Genomic DNA, 15,786 nt, shown 5'->3' with positions numbered 1-15,786 from the left:
GTATTTTTTGTGAATAAGGGCAGTCTAATCATACGTTTTATAATTTCAATAGAAAGAACTAGGTTATTTAACTTTTCCTAAATTATTCAGTTTCCGCCCCTGAAATCCGCAAAAAAGGCTCACTCCGGGGCTCGACACTCCCTTCGATCCCCTCTATTCTCAGCGCCCCTCTCAAAAAAGTGGCAAACATGAGCAAAAAAATCGTCCTCGCATACTCCGGCGGCCTCGACACCTCCGTCCTTCTCTCCTGGATCAAGGAAACCTACAACGCCGAAGTGATCGCCTTCTGCGCCAACGTCGGTCAGGACGACGAACTCAAAGGCCTCAACGCCAAGGCCAAAAAGACCGGCGCCTCCAAGATCTACATCGACGACCTCCAGGAAGAATTCGCCGCCGACTTCATCTACCCGATGATCCAGGCCGGAGCCATCTACGAAGGCGAGTACTTCCTCGGCACCAGCATCGCCCGCCCCCTCATCGCCAAGCGCATGGTCGAGATCGCCAAGGCCGAAAAGGCCGGCTTCATCGCCCACGGCGCCACCGGCAAAGGCAACGACCAGGTGCGCTTTGAGCTCACCGCCGCCGCCCTGGCCCCCGAGATCGAAATCATCGCCCCCTGGCGCGACGAGCGCTTCCGCACCCAGTTTCCCGGCCGTGCCGAAATGATCGCCTACTGCGAAGAGAAGAAGATCCCCGTGCAGGCCAGCGCCAAGAAGCCCTTCTCCATGGACCGCAACCTCCTGCACATCAGCTACGAGGCAGGCATCCTGGAAGACCCCTGGTTTGACGCCAGCGATCCTAAGTACAAAGGCTACTTCAACACCCTCTCCGTCTTCCCCGAAGACGCCCCGGACAAGGCCGAGACCGTCATCCTCGAATTCGAAAAGGGCAACTGCATCGCCGTCAACGGCAAGCTCCTCTCCCCCCTCGGCGTCATGAAGATGCTCAACAAGCTGGGCGGCAAGCACGGCGTCGGCCGCGTGGACATGGTGGAAAACCGCTTCGTCGGCATGAAGAGCCGCGGCGTGTATGAAACCCCCGGCGGCAGCATCCTGCACTTCGCTCATCGCCAGATCGAAAGCCTCACCATGGACCGCGAAGTCATGCACCTGCGTGACAGCCTCATTCCGAAGTACGCCACCCTCGTGTACAATGGCTTCTGGTACGCCCCCGAGCGTCTCGCGCTGCAGGCCCTCGTCACCGAGAGCCAGAAGAAAGTCAGCGGCACCGTCCGCGTGAAGCTCTACAAAGGCAACATCATCCCCGCCGGCCGCAAGAGCGTCTTCAGCCTCTACAACCCGCAGATTGCCACCATGGAAGCCGACCCCACGAAGGCCTACAACCAGGACGACGCCACCGGCTTCATCCGCCTCAACGGCCTCCGCCTCAAGACGGGAGCGATCCGGGACCGGAAGAAGTAAGCAAGCTTCGCGAGTTTCGACTCAGCTCAATTCCCCTCATCAACACGCCGAAGAGCATCCCTCTTCGGCGTTGTTGTTTATCAAAGCTTACCGTCTAAAACAGTCAGGCTTGCAGCTCAAAGAAACACCGCATCTAAAATGGTTTATCCTCATTTAAAGTTCGATCTGGCAGAAGCCAAAGAGCAGCCCATCTTTGATCTCTGTGAAGCCGTTTGGAGTGCGGTTGCCAATGCATGTGGCCAAACCAAATATGGCGCCGATGTAGAACCTTATGTGTATCTGCTTCCTGAACCATGGCGCATTGCATATGCAGTTCATGATTTGGAGGGCTATGTACTTGGCGGCGGCTTCATCTCCTACTTCGACACACACACCAAGCTGCTGCATCAAGAAGCATTGAACGGGTTCAGTCTTATCGGCGCAAAAAAACACCATGAAATCGTGCGGCAGGCGTTCGAGATGCAAGATGATGAAGAAGCACTTAGGGAACTCGACAGCCTGTTTTACGACTACTCAATGGATGACCCAAGGCAGCTCTTGGCCCGATACATCATTGACCATTTTGCTGCTTATCGTAATCCGAAACAAAACCGACTGACATGGATTTGGCGCACAGTGAAACTCGAGCTTCTCAAGCTGAAAAAGCAGGCTTAGCCCCAATGAAACGTCATAAATGATGCCTGGCGCCCAACACTGCCTGACATTTTATCGCCAATGGACAAACCCATGTCATCCTTATAGAATAGAAGATGATATGGCTCTTGGATGACAATCACCGTTTTTGCTTGGCTTGTGCCGCAATCGACAAAGTAGATTCTACAACTTTGGTATGCGACGAATGCGGTTCCAAACAAGATCCAGTTCAATACAATTCTCTATACTCGTTTGGAGCGGACTGCGTGGAGTACGGGCAGCTATACCGAGAAATGTATGAACGGGATAAAGCTAATGGAAATGCCTCTTCAAGATATTCACTCCCCCCGTTTGACCAATTACTAATCTTTGCTGGAGTTTCGGCCATATCCGGAATAATTGGCAATCTCGCATATGATACGATAAAGGCCGCCATTCAGAAAATTGTTAAGTCCGCCAAAAAAGATGACTCTAAACAAAATGATCTCTTTTCGATTCAATTCCTTCGAAAAGAACAAAACATTGATGTGTTTATAGATAATATAAATCTATATCTACAAGGGCTTCCAGGGGTGGATCCGGCAGTTAAAGCAGCCATCGCAGAGGAACAGATAGTTCACGAAATGCAACGAATGGCCGCGTTGCGAAAAAAGCCATTAGCAACCGAAGAACTACTGGATCCTGTACTAATGCAGAAAGCTTTTAAAAAAGCGATAATCAGCCTCAACAAAAGGCGTGCAATCCGCCCAACCAAAAAGCAATTTAAGCAAGTACTGTCTCTGTTGAAGAATCTGAATTCACACCAAGATTGATTGAGAGGTCAGGTACGAATGGAACACAATTACGCGGCGGCACGGTAATGGACCACGAACGGGGAATTTTCTTGAATATCTGGCGGGATGAGGTAAGCAGTTGATAGACTTGGGCCGTTTCTTCTCGACCTTGAAGATGAGGAAGACGATGCTTGGCATTATTGCACTCCCCAACCACGGAAGCCGACCCCACCAGGCCTACAAACAGACGCCACCGGCGCCATACGGGATCGGAAGAAGTAAGACCAACTTACGTCTAGCCCCTCACCTTCCAAAACGCCGAAGAGGCCCCCGTCTTCGGCGCTTGCTTTTTGCCCCTCCCGCGCGCCAGCCTCCCACTCAACTACTGCGCTCAAACCATTAGGAACCAAATCCTTAACCGGGACGTTACCAAATAATGCCTGGCATTTTATCCGCAAGATCAGCTTGGTGCAGATTGAAACCCAAAGTGCACCTGGGCTGGTTTTTGGAATTAGATGGGTTTGAGCAGGAAAGGCAAGAGGGAATGAGGTGATTGAAAGCCGAGTGTTTTGCGTGGTCGGAAGTTAAGTTGGTTTTGAGTTTTTCGGTGTTCGGTGATGCGGTTGCTGACAGGCTCTCCCTTGGGGCAGTACTCGCGAATAAGGCCGATGGTGTTTTCCACGGTGCCCTTTTCCCAGGCGTGGTAGGGATGGCAGAAAAAGGGCTCGCCACCTGTAGCTTGAGCTACCGACTTATAACTGGCAAACTCACAGCCGTTGTCATAGGTGATGGAAAGTGTCTGGAAGCGGCGCAAAGCATGGATGATGGCTTTGGAGACAGACGCAGCCTTTTTGTTGGAGACATGGCGTATGAGCGTATAACGCGATTTGCGCTCAACCAAAACCAGCAGTGAGCCGGCCTGTTTACGAGCACCCTCCATCAGGTCCGCCTCCCAGTGTCCGAAGGTGCTGCGGTCACTGAATGCCGTTGGCCTGGAATCGATGGAAGGACGATTGCGCACAGCGGCCCGGCGTGATGAAGAAGCGAAGTAGCGTTTGCCTTTGCGGCGCAGCAGCGTCCTGAGGCCAAGGGTGTGACCTTCGTAAGATCGTATGTGTCGGTAGATGGACTGGGCCGTAAAAGTGTGACCGAATTGATTCGAAAACAGAGAAGCGATCTGTTCCGGACTAAGTTTCAAGATCAGCTTGGCACGAATGAAACGCTTAACATCCAAGGTCAGTTTGGACCGCTTGTGGTTGGCCATTAAACGCCGGTGTTGTGTCATATCATTGGCGATAAAGCAGCAGTACCCAAATCCTGATCGGTTACGCCTGAACTCCCGGTAAATGGTTGTGCGGTGAACCCCCAGAATGGTGGCGATTTTTGTTTTAGAGACTCCCTGCTTGAGCAGTTGTCCAATTGCTCTTCGATGGAAGACGGTGAGATGATGGTAGCGTTTCATACGAGTGAGTAGTTATCAAACGCCCAGGGAGTGATGCACTTCGGCAGTTAATCCGCAGCGCGTGGCATTCGACGCCCCCCTTCCCTCACAGCCGCGAGTTCGTCGCCGGTTTCTGGCCCTAGGAGGTCAAGAACATGGACGAAGCCCTTGCCTGGGTGAAGCGCTGCCCCAAGCCGATGCCTCAGCCCAGCGAAATCGAAATCCGTACGATCTACGAGATGGATGATCTGCGATGAAGGTGCACCCTCACCACAGCACAAACCCCGTCTCCCCTGCCCGCCTCACGCGGGCATTGACCATCATCACCATCGCTCCCACAGAATAGCTCAGATTGGCCAGCCCCACCCACAGCGGGATCAGGCCATGCGGCACGATGGGTACCCGCGGCGGCACGCTCTCAGGGTACACCCGGCTCAGAAAGTACAGCCCTGCACCGGCTCCGGACAGAAAGATCAGCCCCAGCAGCCAGCGGCAGCAGTCCCGCTGGCCCATGAAGCCATACATCACCACCAGGCTCACCCCGTACCACACCAGCGAGCCCGCAAACCAGTAAAACACCTCATGAAACAGAAACAGCGTGATCACCACCGCCCCGCCGATCATGTGCGCCCACATGAGCTTGCGCGTGAAGTCGATTTCTTCACGGTGCTTGGCGCCACGGTTGCGCTGCACATCCAGCATGGGGTTTTCCTAAGGGGCAGAGGGTGAGTTTTCATCCAGATTGTCTTTCACCAGCACCAAAGACTTTGGTGCAAAGACAAGCCAAGCACTCTTCTTAGCAAGTTTCCGGCCACAATCCAGAAGGAGATTGCTCGTCACCAGCACATTTTTCACCACCCCGGTGCTCCACACCCCGGCCGTGGACAGTCCGGAAAACGTGTTCCCGCTGATGCTCAGTCCATTGACCCCGCCCTCCACCAGCACCCCCGTGCCTTCATCGGTCCCCATCGGCGTCTTCGCCTCCGCCGGCCGCTTGTCCTGCCCCGCACCGATGTAGGTGTTGCAGAAGGAGTTCCCGCTGATCGTGTTGCGCTCGCTGTCCTTCCCCACGCGCACCGAAAACTCATGCGCCAGCACAAAGGTGTTCGCGCTCAGCGTACACCCGCATGCATCCCGCAGGTCAATCCCGCCCTTCAGATGATGCGCGATCACGTTCGCACTCAGCGTGATGCCATAGCAGTCGCGGTCCAGGATCACCGCCGTTCCGTTGCACTCCTCGATCATGTTCCCGCTCAGCACCGAGCCATACGTGTTCTCGATGATGATCCCGTTCCCCAGGTGGTCGTCCACATTGTTGCCGTTCATGCACAGGTTAAAGGAGTCGCTGCACCGCAGCGCATCCTGGTTCTCCTCAAAGTGGTTCGCGTTCACCACGATGTCGTGCCCGCCAAAGATATCCACCCCGTACTTCTTGTTGTACGTGATGATGCAGTCCGCCACGCGCGGATCCTCCGCACAGTTCACCATGTGAATGCCGCTCCCTCCGTGGTGGTCGATCGACACACCCTCAAAGTAGATCTCCTCGATGCACTCTGCAAAGATCCCGTCTCCGCTCTTCTCATTCCCGCTCACCCGCAGGTCCGCCATCTGCACCCGCCACAGGCGCGCCTTTTTGTCGGCGTCGAGCGTCGGCGGGCGCAGGATGAAAGCAGGCGCGCCCTCGGCGTTCTTGTTGGTGATGTGCGTCGCCGCACCACCGCCCACGATCCGCGTCTCCGCCGTCTTCACCTGCAGCGGCTGCGTGATCTCATAGTTACCCGGCGGTATCGTCACCAGCCCCCCGCTCGCGGGCACCGCATCCAGCGCCGCCTGCAGGCTCGGGTATTTCGCAGCATCCACCGCCACAGGCGGCGTGGCGGTTTGCGCATTCACGGCGGCGGCACACAGGCAGAGGGAGAAGATCAGCGTTTTCATCCATCCAGTTACGCACCCTGCCCCCTGTTTTCTCTCACCACCCCCGCCCCAACTTTCATCCCTCGCATTTTCCACCTGCAAAAGATCCCCGCCACGCCACGTTGCACTCTTCCACCCATGATCAAACGCCTCACGCTCCTGCTTGCAGCCGCTCTCTCGCTCTCCGCGCATGCGGAGCCCAAGAAGCTCCTCGTCGTCACCGTCACCACCGGCTTCCGCCACTCCTCCATCGAGACCGCCGAGAAAGTCCTCGCCGAGCTCGGCCAGAAATCCGGTGCCTTCACCGTCGACTTCGTCCACCAGCCCGAAGGCCAGCCCAAGAACCCCGGCAGGCCCCCCGAGCGCGACGCCAAGAAAGACACCGACGAATCCTTCAAGGCCAAGCAGGACGCCTACAGCAAAGCCCTCGCTGAATTCAACGCGGCCAACAAAATCTGGACCGACAAAATCGCCGCCTACATGGCCGACAAGATGGCGCTCGACAAAATCAAGGGCTACGACGGCTTCGTCTTTGCCAACACCACCGGCGACCTCCTCCTCCCCGACCGCGAAGGCTTCACCAAGCTCATCGAAGGCGGCAAGGCCTTCATCGCCATGCACTCCGGCTCCGACACCTACCACCCCTTCCGTGGTTACATCGACATGCTCGGCGGCGAATTCGAAACCCACAAATCCCAGGTCGAAATCCAGCCCGTCGTTCACGACCCCGCCCACCCCATCACCAAGGCCGTCCCCCTCGGCTGGAAAGTCTTCGACGAAATCTACATCATCAAGTCCTTCGAAAAGGCCAAGGTCCACGGCCTGCTGGGCCTGAACACCCACCCGAATCTGGAGCAGCTGCGCGCTGAAGCCGCCCAGCGGAAGGAAAAGAACATCGAAGACCCCAAGAAGGACGCCGACCTCAAGGATGTCGAAGCCCAAAAAGGCCGCTACTACCCCGTCTCCTGGTGCAAAGAATTCGGCGCAGGCCGTGTCTATTACAACTCCCTCGGCCACCGCGAGGACGTCTGGGACCCCACCTGGAAAGCCGACACCAAGGACCGCAAAAACAGCCCCGAGATCGCCGAGACCTATCAGGAAATGATCCTCGCCGGCATCAAGTGGGCGCTGAAACTCGAAGAAGGCGTCTCCACCCCCGGCAACATTCCGTGAGCTGACAGCAGCATCGTTTCAACTCAGGGCGCTGTGGCAACACAGCGCCTTTTTTGTTCCTCCGAGATGCAATCCATTTGGAATGCCGTTGTGCAGCCACCGGCATCCGCAGGACGTTCAGCTTTGTTTGCCGCGAGACTCTCTGAGGCGGCAGCTACCTCGGCGCACTCAAAAAAGGACCCGGCTACTTGTCACAAGCCTCCCAGCGGCGGCCCTCCGCCCGGTCCTGCTGGCAGAGGATACCGGAGAGGTGCTGCCGGCACACCTCCAGGCGGCATCTGACAAGACATGCCTGCCGACATCATGATACGATGATCACCCATGTCCTTCGTCGGAGCTTCCTGATCCTTGCCGATGGCATCCATCAGCGCCACGGAATTCATCGCGATGGAGCCCAAGGCCACGGCCCCCAGCGATGCCATCGCCGCCTGCGTCAGGATCTTCTTGAGCGGGTTCGTATCCGGCAGCGCCGTCACATCGATCGGCGTGCCATTCAAATACTTAAAGTAGGACACGCACGGACTTTCGCCTGTGCTGGCAAGCAGCTCCCGGCGTTCAACATCAGTCATCATCGAAAGGTTGTGCACGTTCTTCTGGCACACATCACAGAAGCGCGTCTTCTCATTCCCCGCCATCTGTGCCCAAAGCCGGGGACAGTTGAATGAAAGGGCCGGGAACTCGGAAGTGCCACTCATGGTCGGATTGGATCTTTGATCACCCACGATTGTTCACAAATCCTCCCCCGTGTCATCAACATTATCTGGTCGTGAGATTTCCGCCTGCAGGCAGAAGAGGAAGCTGAAAATCATTCGAACATTTCAGAGTGGCAGACAAGGAAGACATCATCCTTTCCAAGCTTCACTGGGCGCGGGAATCTCTGTCTGAACGGCAGCTGGCCGATGTCGAAAACTTGATTGCGACAGGCTGCGACACCGAGTATTTACGCCAATGGTCAGCCGCATTGAACCTGACAGATATGCTGACACGGGTTTTGCCGTGAAGGACACAGCGCCCGAGATTAACACTTTGATCTTCACCGCAATGATGCGCAAGACTCAGGAGGAACGGCTTTTGATGGGCCTGGACATGATGGCAACCGCGCTTGAACGTGTCTGGAGCAGCTTGCCGAACGCCACTACCGAGGAGGAAAGACGCCATGCCTTTTTCCGCCGCTTTCAGGGCCAGGAGCTTCCGCTTTAGCGTCCAGCGGACGCGAGCAGGAAACCTTGATGGCAGCAGACCGCGCCGCCAACTCTGGCCACGCTACGCCAGCTCAAACCGCACGTGGTTGTAATCCAGCACCTCGGGACACCCCGCCTCAAAAGGAAACGGCCTTGCGGCGGTGATGGCCACCACATCGCTGCCGGCGCGGCGGCCGGCCTCGATGCCTGCGGGGGCGTCTTCGAAGACGAGGCATTGGTCCGCCGTGGTGCCGCAGAGAGCGGCACCCTTCATGTAGCCTTCGGGATCAGGCTTGCCGCGTGCCACCATCTCGGCGTTGATCATCAGCGCAGGAATGGGCAGACCGGCCGCTTTGAGACGGGCCGTGGCCAGCGCACGACTGGCGGAGGTGACCACGGCAAAGCGACCGGCTGGCAGCCGTGCGAGAAGCTCCGCAGCCCCCGCAATGGGGACGACGCCCTGGGTGTCCGCGATCTCCATGGCTTCGAGCTTCCGCGCCTCCGCTTCCTCATCCACCCCAGGAATGGCAAACTCACGCACGGTGTCGATGGTGCGCCGCCCATGGCACACGGCCAGCACGGGGCCCGCATCACGTCCATGCCCGGCGGCCCATTCGTGCCAGACGCGCTCCACGGCGGCGCGGGAGTCCAGCAGCGTGCCGTCCATGTCAAAGAGGACGGCTTGGTACGGGCGGGAAAGCTGGAGCATGGGAGAAGAGGAGGAAGACATGAAAAAAGACGGCACAGGAAGGATACGGCCGCGAGCCACGCTGCGACCCAAGCATTGCAAAAAAGCCTGCGGGGAGCCGTGCTCGCACCCCTGAAAGGTTCCACTTTCGGAGCGAGTCACCGCCAGCAGGGCATCACGCGGGGGCACACATCACTGCGGAGCCGTGGCAGCCGCCGTCACTTCAGCGCGCTTGTCCTTGCTGAAGCGGATGTCCTCCGCACGCTCGATGAAGATCGTGTCCTCGCAGATGTTCTTGGCGTGGTCGCCCACGCGCTCCAGAAACCGCGCCACAAAGATCAGGTGGATGTACCCCTCCAGCTCCGCGTGCTGGGACTCCATCACCGTGATGATCTGCCGGTCCAGCGCCTTCTCAGCCGCATCCAGCTCCTTGTCCAGCAGCCGTGCCGCCGCCGCCGCCTCGGGGTCCGCATTCAGAAAGGCCTGCAGGCTCAGGTCCAGGTTGCGGTCACACAGCGAATACACCGGCTGGATCAGCTTCACCTCCGGAAACTCCGGCAGGTTGTTGATGATGCGCGCACGCTTGGCGATGCTGGATGCCTGGTCCGCGATGCGCTCCAGATTGTTCGCCACGCGGATCGTCCCCATCACCTGCCGCAGGTCATGGGCGGTGGGCTGAAATTTCACCAGGATCTGCATCCCATGCTTGTCCACGCTCTTCTCCAGTTCGTTCACGTCCTGGTCTGCCGCGATCGCCGCATTGCACAGGTCCGTGTCACGCTCCAGCAGGCCGCGCATCGCGCTGGCCAGATTCTTGCGCGCCATGCTGGCCATGGCCAGGACGTCGCCACGCAGCTTGTCGAGCGAATGGTTGAAGCTGGAGAGGATGTGTTCGTGCATGATTAAGAATGTACCACTGTGACGGTTTCGCTACATGGGAATTGCAGAAGATTCCGGATTTGCCGGTGTCTCCTCTTCCGCCTCCGCCACCGCCCCCTTGGGGTCGCGGTGTGTGCGTTCGCAGAATTCGGGATAGGTGATGATCTCAAAGCTGCCGTCAAGGTTTTCCACGATCGCCGTCATCGACTCCACCCAGTCACCGGAGTTCAGGTAGTGCGTGCTGCCCACCATCTTGTTGTCCACCTTGTGGATGTGTCCGCAGATGATGCCCACGCACCCGCGCTGCTTGGCCAGGTTTTGCAGCTGCTCCTCATACTTGCCCACTGCGCCGATGGTGGACTTCACCTTCTGCTTCACCCAGGCGCTGAAGGAAAAGGGCTCCTTCCCCCGCAGCCCCCGGTAGGCATTGTACAGGCGGTTGATGCGCAGCAGGAAATTGTACCCCAGCCCGCCCAGCTGCGCCAGCCACGCGTGGTTCGTGCTCACCGCGTCAAATCCGTCCCCATGCACCACCAGGTAGTCCCCCGCACGCGTGTGGTGGATGTGCTCGTCCGTGATCATGAAGTGCTCAAACTGGATCGGGATGAACCGGTCCAGCACATCATCGTGGTTCCCCCGCAGGTAGATGATCTCCGTGCTCTCCTTTTCCATCTTGCGCAGCACCGTGCGGATGAAATGGGTATGCCCCTTGTTCCACCCGCCCATGCGGCGCAGGTGCCAGGCGTCGATGATGTCGCCATTGAGCACCAGCTTCTCGCACAGGCAGTTGCGCAGGAAGTGGGAGGCCTGCGCCGCCTTGCTGTCCGGCATGCCCAGGTGCACGTCAGAGATGAAGATCGTCTTGAAGCGCAGCTTCAACTTCCCCGTCGCCGGGTTTGGCACTGGATCATCGGCAGACATCACTTCACCTCCTCCATCTCGTGCATGACCGCCGCCAGTTCATGCTCAAATTGCTCGATCACCCGCTCCCACCCCAGGTCAAACGCTGACTGCCGTGCCGCGAGGCGCAGCCCCTCATCCTGCCACCGGGCCGCCGCCTCCCGTACCTGCGCCAGAAAGGCCCCCTCATCATCAAATGGCGCCAGCCACCCGTTTTCCCCGGAGCGGATCAGCAGCCTCGGTGCCGCGTAGTCATACGCCACCACCCCCAGCCCGGAGGACATGGCCTCCAGCACCACATTGCCAAATGTTTCCGTGATGCTGGGAAACAGAAACACATCCCCGGAGGCATAGTGTGCCGCCAGGTCCTCCCCCGTCCGCGCCCCTGCATAGTGAAAGTCCGGCCGCTCCTCCTTCAGAGACTCCAGCCGCGGCCCGCTGCCCACGATGACCATGCGCGCCTTCGGCTGCACCTCCTTGAAAACATCAAACGCCCGCACCACCAGCTCCAGATTCTTCTCCGCCGCCACCCGGCCCACGTAGATCGCCACCGGCGTGCTTTCGTCCGCGCCCCAGCTCAGCCGCAGCGCCGCATCCCGGCGAACGGGGTCAAACATCTCCGTGTCCACCCCACGGCCCAGCACCCCCACATTCTGGATGCCCCAGCGCTCCAGCATCGCCGCCGTGTCCGCAGAGGGCGTCAGCGTCCGCGCCGTGTGGTTGTGGATCGCCCGCAGCACTCCCTGCGCCACCGTCTCCAGCCCCGGCAGGTGGTAGTCCTCCAGGTAGTTTTGGAAGTTCGTGTGAAAGCCGGACACCACCGGGATGCCCCGCCTCCCCGCCGCGCGGATCGCGGAGATGCCCATCAGCGTCTCCGTGGCCACGTAGAGCACGTCCGGCCGGAAGGCGTCAAACAGCTCCAGCATCTGCCGTGTGGAGGCAAAGCCAAACCTCAGCCCCGGGTACCCCGGCAGCGGCAGCGAGTGCATGACATGCCGCTGCAGCCCCTCCTGGGACTCCACCGTCGTCACCACCTCCACCACATGCCCCCGCCTCACCAGCCCCGCGCCCAGCGTGTGCAGCGTCCGGGCCACGCCATTGATGTCTGGCGGATACGTGTCAGTGACGATGAGGACCCTCATGATGGGAAGAAAGCTAGCTGCAAGCCCGATGAAGCGCATCTACGAATGCAGTCCAACTTTGTCACCGTGACGAATCCGTCACGCTTGTTCTCTGTGAAGTGTGTCAGACATGTTGCCATGTGACACCTTCGTTGCCATCATAGGTTTGCCGATGGCACACCCACGCCACAAAGCCACTCCATGAGCAAGATACTAATCGTCGAGGATGAATCGGACATCGCGGAACTCATCTCCCTCCACCTCACCCGGGAAGGGCACGAGCCCATCTGCGTAGGCAATGGCCTCCTGGTCATGCCCACCGCCATCGCCCAGCAGCCGGAGATCATTGTGCTCGATCTCATGCTCCCCGGCCTGGACGGCCTCCAGATCTTCAAGCGCCTCCGCGCAGACACCCGCACCGCCTCCATCCCCGTCATCATCCTCACCGCCAAGAGCCAGGTCACAGACAAGATCGCCGGCCTCGAGCTCGGCGCGGACGACTACCTCACCAAGCCCTTCAGCCCCCGCGAGCTCTACCTCCGCATCACCGCCGTCCTCCGCCGCGTCAAAAAGGTCACCCACGTCTCCGAAATCCAGCGCGGCCGTTTCATGCTCGACCGCAAAAATATGAAGCTCTTCCTCGACGGCGCCCCCCTCGACCTCACCACCATCGAGTTCAAGCTCCTCACCACCCTCATGGAAAACGACACCGCCATCCACAGCCGTGCCGACCTCCTCCGCGACGTCTGGGGCTACAACAGCGACGTCGCCACCCGCACCCTCGACACCCACATCAAGCGCCTGCGTGAAAAACTCGGTGCAGCAGGCGAACATATCGTCACCATTCGCGGCACCGGCTTCCAGTTCCAGACGGAGCTCCCCGCCCACCAGCCCGCATGACCTCTCTCTCCTTCTTCCTCGCCCTCCTTCTAGGCTTCACCCTCCTCGCCTGGGCACGGCGTGAGAAGCACTGGATCAGGCGCTGGGAGCAGGTCTCCAAAACCCTCGGCCTCCGCGCACGCGACTCTGCGCTCCTTCAGGAGCACGCCGCCGCCGTCTCCCTCGCACGCCAGCACGCCGAGCAGCAGGCAGAGCAGCGCCGCGTCTTTGAGACCCTGCTCGATGAGATCAGCCAGGGACTCGTCCTCGTGGACGACCACCTCCGCATCCGCTACGCCAACGCCCCCCTCAAAAAACTCCTCCACCGCAAGGAAATCCACGTCGGCCGCCCCCTCATCGAGGAAGTGCGCGACCACCAGATCTCCGTCCTCGTGCAGGAGTCCATTGCCGAAAAGCGCCACACCACACGCCGCATCCAGATGCTCCCCTCAGACGTCGGCGCCGGGTCCAATCTCGGCGGCCGCTACTTCATCATCGAGGCCGCCCCCCTCGCCGCAGACGTCGGCGGCGGCGCCTGGCTCATGCTCCAGGACGTCACCGAGTCCGCCATGACCGAGCAGATCCGCCGGGACTTCGTCGCCAATGCCTCCCACGAGCTGCGCACCCCCCTCACGCTCATCAATGGCTACATCGAGATGCTGCAGGAAGACTCCGCCAAGGCCTCCCCCGCCATGAAGCGCAGCCTCGACGTCATGGAAAAGCACGGCAAACGCATCGCCCGCATCATCGAGGACATGCTCGCCATCTCACGCCTGGAGGACGCCAGCAGCACCCTCAACAAGGAGCCCTTCGACGTGCGTGACTGCGCCGAAGACGCCGCCGATCACCTCGCCCCCATGCTCGAAGGACGGGACGCCCGCATCGAGCTGGATTTCCCCAAAGGCGACTGCCTGCTCATCGGCGACCGCTTCTACTGGGACCAGATCTTCACCAATCTCATCGAAAACTCCATCAAGGAGAACTCCAAACCCGGCCTCGTCATCCGCGTCTCCGGAGAGTGGAAAAAGGACGAATGCATCCTCAAGGTCAGCGACAACGGCATCGGCATCCCCGCGCACGACCTCCCCTTCGTCTTCAAGCGCTTCTACCGTGGGAACAAGCACCACTCCTCCACCCAGGTGAAAGGCACCGGCCTCGGCCTCTCCATCGTCCGCCGTGCCGTCGAGGCCCACGGCGGCACCATCGAGCTCACCAGCTCCCCCGGCATCGAGACCACGTTTACGATGCGGCTGCCTTTGCAGCATGGTTAGGGAAACGCTGATGCCATCGGTGCCCAATAAATGTCGAATGAGTATATCCGAATGACGAAATAATCTCGAATGCCAAAGCTCGAACTTCGGCATTGGTCATTTGTCATTTTTTAGTCATTCGGGCTTTCTCATTCGTCATTTCAGCGGAATGCCAGAAGGAGCATGGAATCACCACCACCGCCCTTTTCAAGATTTTGACCTCATACCCAAGCTTGAGCACGCGCGTACCCTGTGGTTAGAACTCCCTCCCTGTGGAAGACCTCTTCGGCCATCGCATCTCCTACCTCCGCGTTTCCGTCACCGACCGGTGCAACGAACGCTGCCGGTACTGCATGCCCGAGGAGGAGCAGACCTGGTTCGCCAAGGACGAAACCCTCAGCTATGAGGAACTCCTCCGCGTCGTCCGCGTCGGCGCCTCCCTCGGCATCAAAAAGATCCGTGTCACCGGCGGCGAGCCCCTCACCCGCCCTGGCGTGTCCGGCTTCTGCGCCGAGCTCGCACGCATCCCCGGCATCGACGAGATCGGCATCTCCACCAACGGCACCCTCCTCGCCAAACTGGACGGCGGCATCACCATCGCCGAGCACCTCGTCAAAGCCGGCGTCCGCACCGCCAACATCTCCCTCGACTCCCTCGACCGCGCCGTCTATCAGCGCACCACCAGCCGCGATCTCCTCCCCCGCGTCCTCGAAGGCATCGACGCCGCCCGTGCCGCAGGCTTCCAGTCCATCAAGCTCAACTGCGTCCTCATGAAGGGCCAGACCGAGCGCGAACTGCCCGCCCTCATCGACTTCGCCCGCCAGAAAGACGCCCTCCTCCGCTTCATCGAGCTCATGCCCGTGAGCACCCAGGAAGTGCTCAGCGACGACACCTTCCTCCCCGTCGCCACCGCCAAAAAGCTCGTCGAGCAGACCACCGGCCCCCTCATTGAATCCCCCGATTTCAAGACCAACGGCCCCGCCGTCTATCATCGCGTGCCCGCCACCGGCCAGAAGATCGGCTTCATCGGCGCGATGACCAATCTGCACTTCTGCGAGAACTGCAACAAGCTCCGCCTCACCTGCGACGGCAAGCTCCGCCCCTGCCTCGGCTCCTACCTCGAGTTCGACCTCCGCACCGTCCTCCGCGCCGGCTGCACCGACGCCGAACTCGCCGCCTTCTTCCAGAACGTCGTCTCCCGCAAACCCAAGGAACACGACTTCCGCCACAACTACCAGCCCAACCGCAAGATGATCGCGATTGGCGGTTAAGCCCCCGCGAACGCACCCCCATTTGGAGTGCGGTCGCGAAGGGAGGAACGACCGCAGCTACCGCTTTCGCAGGCCTGCAGACACACGCACGCCACAACCCCATCGAAAGCAGACGCCCCTCGGCTCGCGCAGCCCACTCACCTCACGCACGCCACAAGCCGCTCGAAAGCGGCAGCTTCACTCGTTCCTCGCTCCGCAGCCGCACTCCAAATGACGCCGTGGCGCACCTCACTTGCCCCAGGCATCGGGCATCCATTGTAGG

The 15,786-nt window shown here is 59.5% G+C and carries 16 protein-coding genes and 1 pseudogene; 9 read left to right on the top strand and 8 right to left on the bottom strand.

What is annotated here, in order from left to right; translation table 11 throughout:
* The first annotated feature begins 188 nt into the window (after window positions 1-188).
* The 3 genes from ACZ5WW_RS25205 (at window position 189) to ACZ5WW_RS25195 (ending at window position 2,866) form a co-directional block, all read left to right on the top strand.
* On the top strand, window positions 189-1,421 hold the full coding sequence (locus tag ACZ5WW_RS25205) for an argininosuccinate synthase (protein ID WP_377171422.1): 1,233 nt from the start codon (window positions 189-191) through the stop codon (window positions 1,419-1,421).
* 138 nt (window positions 1,422-1,559) lie between these two features.
* Window positions 1,560-2,075, top strand: coding sequence for a DMP19 family protein (locus ACZ5WW_RS25200; RefSeq protein ID WP_377171424.1), 516 nt, complete (start codon window positions 1,560-1,562; stop codon window positions 2,073-2,075).
* A gap of 95 nt (window positions 2,076-2,170) precedes the next feature.
* Window positions 2,171-2,866, top strand: a complete 696-nt coding sequence (locus ACZ5WW_RS25195) for a hypothetical protein (RefSeq protein WP_377171426.1) — start codon at window positions 2,171-2,173, stop codon at window positions 2,864-2,866.
* 472 nt (window positions 2,867-3,338) lie between these two features.
* Here ACZ5WW_RS25195 and ACZ5WW_RS25190 read toward each other — a convergent pair whose 3' ends face one another.
* A complete protein-coding gene (locus tag ACZ5WW_RS25190) occupies window positions 3,339-4,289 on the bottom strand; it encodes an IS30 family transposase (RefSeq protein ID WP_464694180.1) in 951 nt (316 codons plus the stop codon).
* Window positions 4,290-4,366: 77 nt separating this feature from the next.
* Between ACZ5WW_RS25190 and ACZ5WW_RS25185 the strand changes: the two are divergent.
* Window positions 4,367-4,525: pseudogene (locus ACZ5WW_RS25185) on the top strand (YciI family protein); the annotation flags it as partial.
* A 10-nt stretch (window positions 4,526-4,535) separates the two neighbouring features.
* On the opposite strand, the gene ACZ5WW_RS25180 reads toward ACZ5WW_RS25185, so the two are convergent.
* Window positions 4,536-4,970 (bottom strand): hypothetical protein, encoded by a 435-nt coding sequence (locus ACZ5WW_RS25180; RefSeq protein ID WP_377172156.1) that lies wholly within the window; start codon window positions 4,968-4,970, stop codon window positions 4,536-4,538.
* A gap of 9 nt (window positions 4,971-4,979) precedes the next feature.
* Window positions 4,980-6,203 (bottom strand): right-handed parallel beta-helix repeat-containing protein, encoded by a 1,224-nt coding sequence (locus tag ACZ5WW_RS25175; protein WP_377172158.1) that lies wholly within the window; start codon window positions 6,201-6,203, stop codon window positions 4,980-4,982.
* A gap of 117 nt (window positions 6,204-6,320) precedes the next feature.
* Here ACZ5WW_RS25175 and ACZ5WW_RS25170 point away from each other — a divergent pair, with 117 nt between their 5' ends.
* Window positions 6,321-7,355 carry a ThuA domain-containing protein gene (locus ACZ5WW_RS25170; protein ID WP_377172160.1) on the top strand — a complete coding sequence of 345 codons (1,035 nt, stop codon included), beginning with the start codon at window positions 6,321-6,323 and terminating at the stop codon, window positions 7,353-7,355.
* A gap of 191 nt (window positions 7,356-7,546) precedes the next feature.
* On the opposite strand, the gene ACZ5WW_RS25165 is transcribed toward ACZ5WW_RS25170, so the two are convergent.
* Window positions 7,547-8,050 (bottom strand): hypothetical protein, encoded by a 504-nt coding sequence (locus ACZ5WW_RS25165; protein WP_377172162.1) that lies wholly within the window; start codon window positions 8,048-8,050, stop codon window positions 7,547-7,549.
* Window positions 8,051-8,303: 253 nt separating this feature from the next.
* Between ACZ5WW_RS25165 and ACZ5WW_RS25160 the strand changes: the two genes are divergently transcribed.
* Complete coding sequence (locus tag ACZ5WW_RS25160) at window positions 8,304-8,555, top strand: hypothetical protein (RefSeq protein ID WP_377172164.1); 252 nt, start codon at window positions 8,304-8,306, stop codon at window positions 8,553-8,555.
* A 63-nt stretch (window positions 8,556-8,618) separates the two neighbouring features.
* On the opposite strand, the gene ACZ5WW_RS25155 is transcribed toward ACZ5WW_RS25160, so the two are convergent.
* The 4 genes from ACZ5WW_RS25155 to ACZ5WW_RS25140 all read right to left on the bottom strand — a co-directional run bounded on the left by ACZ5WW_RS25155 (window position 8,619) and on the right by ACZ5WW_RS25140 (window position 12,145).
* Window positions 8,619-9,245: an HAD-IA family hydrolase gene (locus ACZ5WW_RS25155; RefSeq protein WP_377172166.1), complete on the bottom strand. Its 627-nt coding sequence runs from the start codon at window positions 9,243-9,245 to the stop codon at window positions 8,619-8,621.
* Between the two features lie 171 nt (window positions 9,246-9,416).
* Entirely contained in the window at window positions 9,417-10,124 is a 708-nt protein-coding gene (phoU, locus tag ACZ5WW_RS25150) for a phosphate signaling complex protein PhoU (protein WP_377172168.1), read from the bottom strand.
* Between the two features lie 30 nt (window positions 10,125-10,154).
* Window positions 10,155-11,024: a UDP-2,3-diacylglucosamine diphosphatase gene (locus tag ACZ5WW_RS25145; protein WP_377172170.1), complete on the bottom strand. Its 870-nt coding sequence runs from the start codon at window positions 11,022-11,024 to the stop codon at window positions 10,155-10,157.
* Window positions 11,024-12,145, bottom strand: a complete 1,122-nt coding sequence (locus ACZ5WW_RS25140) for a glycosyltransferase family 4 protein (protein WP_377172172.1) — start codon at window positions 12,143-12,145, stop codon at window positions 11,024-11,026. The genes ACZ5WW_RS25145 and ACZ5WW_RS25140 overlap by 1 nt, the downstream gene beginning before the upstream one ends.
* 180 nt (window positions 12,146-12,325) lie before the next feature.
* Between ACZ5WW_RS25140 and ACZ5WW_RS25135 the strand changes: the two genes are divergently transcribed.
* From ACZ5WW_RS25135 to moaA, 3 genes are all read left to right on the top strand, one after another.
* Window positions 12,326-13,024 carry a response regulator gene (locus ACZ5WW_RS25135; protein WP_377172174.1) on the top strand — a complete coding sequence of 233 codons (699 nt, stop codon included), beginning with the start codon at window positions 12,326-12,328 and terminating at the stop codon, window positions 13,022-13,024.
* A complete protein-coding gene (locus tag ACZ5WW_RS25130) occupies window positions 13,021-14,274 on the top strand; it encodes a sensor histidine kinase (RefSeq protein ID WP_377172176.1) in 1,254 nt (417 codons plus the stop codon). Before ACZ5WW_RS25135 ends, ACZ5WW_RS25130 begins: the two co-directional genes overlap by 4 nt.
* Window positions 14,275-14,525: 251 nt before the next feature.
* On the top strand, window positions 14,526-15,524 hold the full coding sequence (gene moaA / locus ACZ5WW_RS25125; RefSeq protein WP_377172178.1) for a GTP 3',8-cyclase MoaA: 999 nt from the start codon (window positions 14,526-14,528) through the stop codon (window positions 15,522-15,524).
* Window positions 15,525-15,786: the final 262 nt, after the last annotated feature.

The organism is Prosthecobacter fluviatilis (assembly GCF_055388355.1).
Note: the sequence above shows the minus strand (reverse complement) of the source record. Positions and strands in the feature narration are given on the sequence as shown.

What these genes read in the sequence shown, in the direction of transcription:
- ACZ5WW_RS25205 (WP_377171422.1), top strand. Translation starts at nt 189, where the DNA reads ATGAGCAAAAAAATCGTCCTCGCATACTCCGGCGGCCTCGACACCTCC.
- ACZ5WW_RS25200 (WP_377171424.1), top strand. Translation starts at nt 1,560, where the DNA reads ATGGTTTATCCTCATTTAAAGTTCGATCTGGCAGAAGCCAAAGAGCAG.
- ACZ5WW_RS25195 (WP_377171426.1), top strand. Translation starts at nt 2,171, where the DNA reads ATGATATGGCTCTTGGATGACAATCACCGTTTTTGCTTGGCTTGTGCC.
- ACZ5WW_RS25190 (WP_464694180.1), bottom strand. Translation starts at nt 4,289, where the DNA reads ATGAAACGCTACCATCATCTCACCGTCTTCCATCGAAGAGCAATTGGA.
- ACZ5WW_RS25180 (WP_377172156.1), bottom strand. Translation starts at nt 4,970, where the DNA reads ATGCTGGATGTGCAGCGCAACCGTGGCGCCAAGCACCGTGAAGAAATC.
- ACZ5WW_RS25175 (WP_377172158.1), bottom strand. Translation starts at nt 6,203, where the DNA reads ATGAAAACGCTGATCTTCTCCCTCTGCCTGTGTGCCGCCGCCGTGAAT.
- ACZ5WW_RS25170 (WP_377172160.1), top strand. Translation starts at nt 6,321, where the DNA reads ATGATCAAACGCCTCACGCTCCTGCTTGCAGCCGCTCTCTCGCTCTCC.
- ACZ5WW_RS25165 (WP_377172162.1), bottom strand. Translation starts at nt 8,050, where the DNA reads ATGAGTGGCACTTCCGAGTTCCCGGCCCTTTCATTCAACTGTCCCCGG.
- ACZ5WW_RS25160 (WP_377172164.1), top strand. Translation starts at nt 8,304, where the DNA reads ATGGTCAGCCGCATTGAACCTGACAGATATGCTGACACGGGTTTTGCC.
- ACZ5WW_RS25155 (WP_377172166.1), bottom strand. Translation starts at nt 9,245, where the DNA reads ATGCTCCAGCTTTCCCGCCCGTACCAAGCCGTCCTCTTTGACATGGAC.
- phoU (WP_377172168.1), bottom strand. Translation starts at nt 10,124, where the DNA reads ATGCACGAACACATCCTCTCCAGCTTCAACCATTCGCTCGACAAGCTG.
- ACZ5WW_RS25145 (WP_377172170.1), bottom strand. Translation starts at nt 11,024, where the DNA reads ATGTCTGCCGATGATCCAGTGCCAAACCCGGCGACGGGGAAGTTGAAG.
- ACZ5WW_RS25140 (WP_377172172.1), bottom strand. Translation starts at nt 12,145, where the DNA reads ATGAGGGTCCTCATCGTCACTGACACGTATCCGCCAGACATCAATGGC.
- ACZ5WW_RS25135 (WP_377172174.1), top strand. Translation starts at nt 12,326, where the DNA reads ATGAGCAAGATACTAATCGTCGAGGATGAATCGGACATCGCGGAACTC.
- ACZ5WW_RS25130 (WP_377172176.1), top strand. Translation starts at nt 13,021, where the DNA reads ATGACCTCTCTCTCCTTCTTCCTCGCCCTCCTTCTAGGCTTCACCCTC.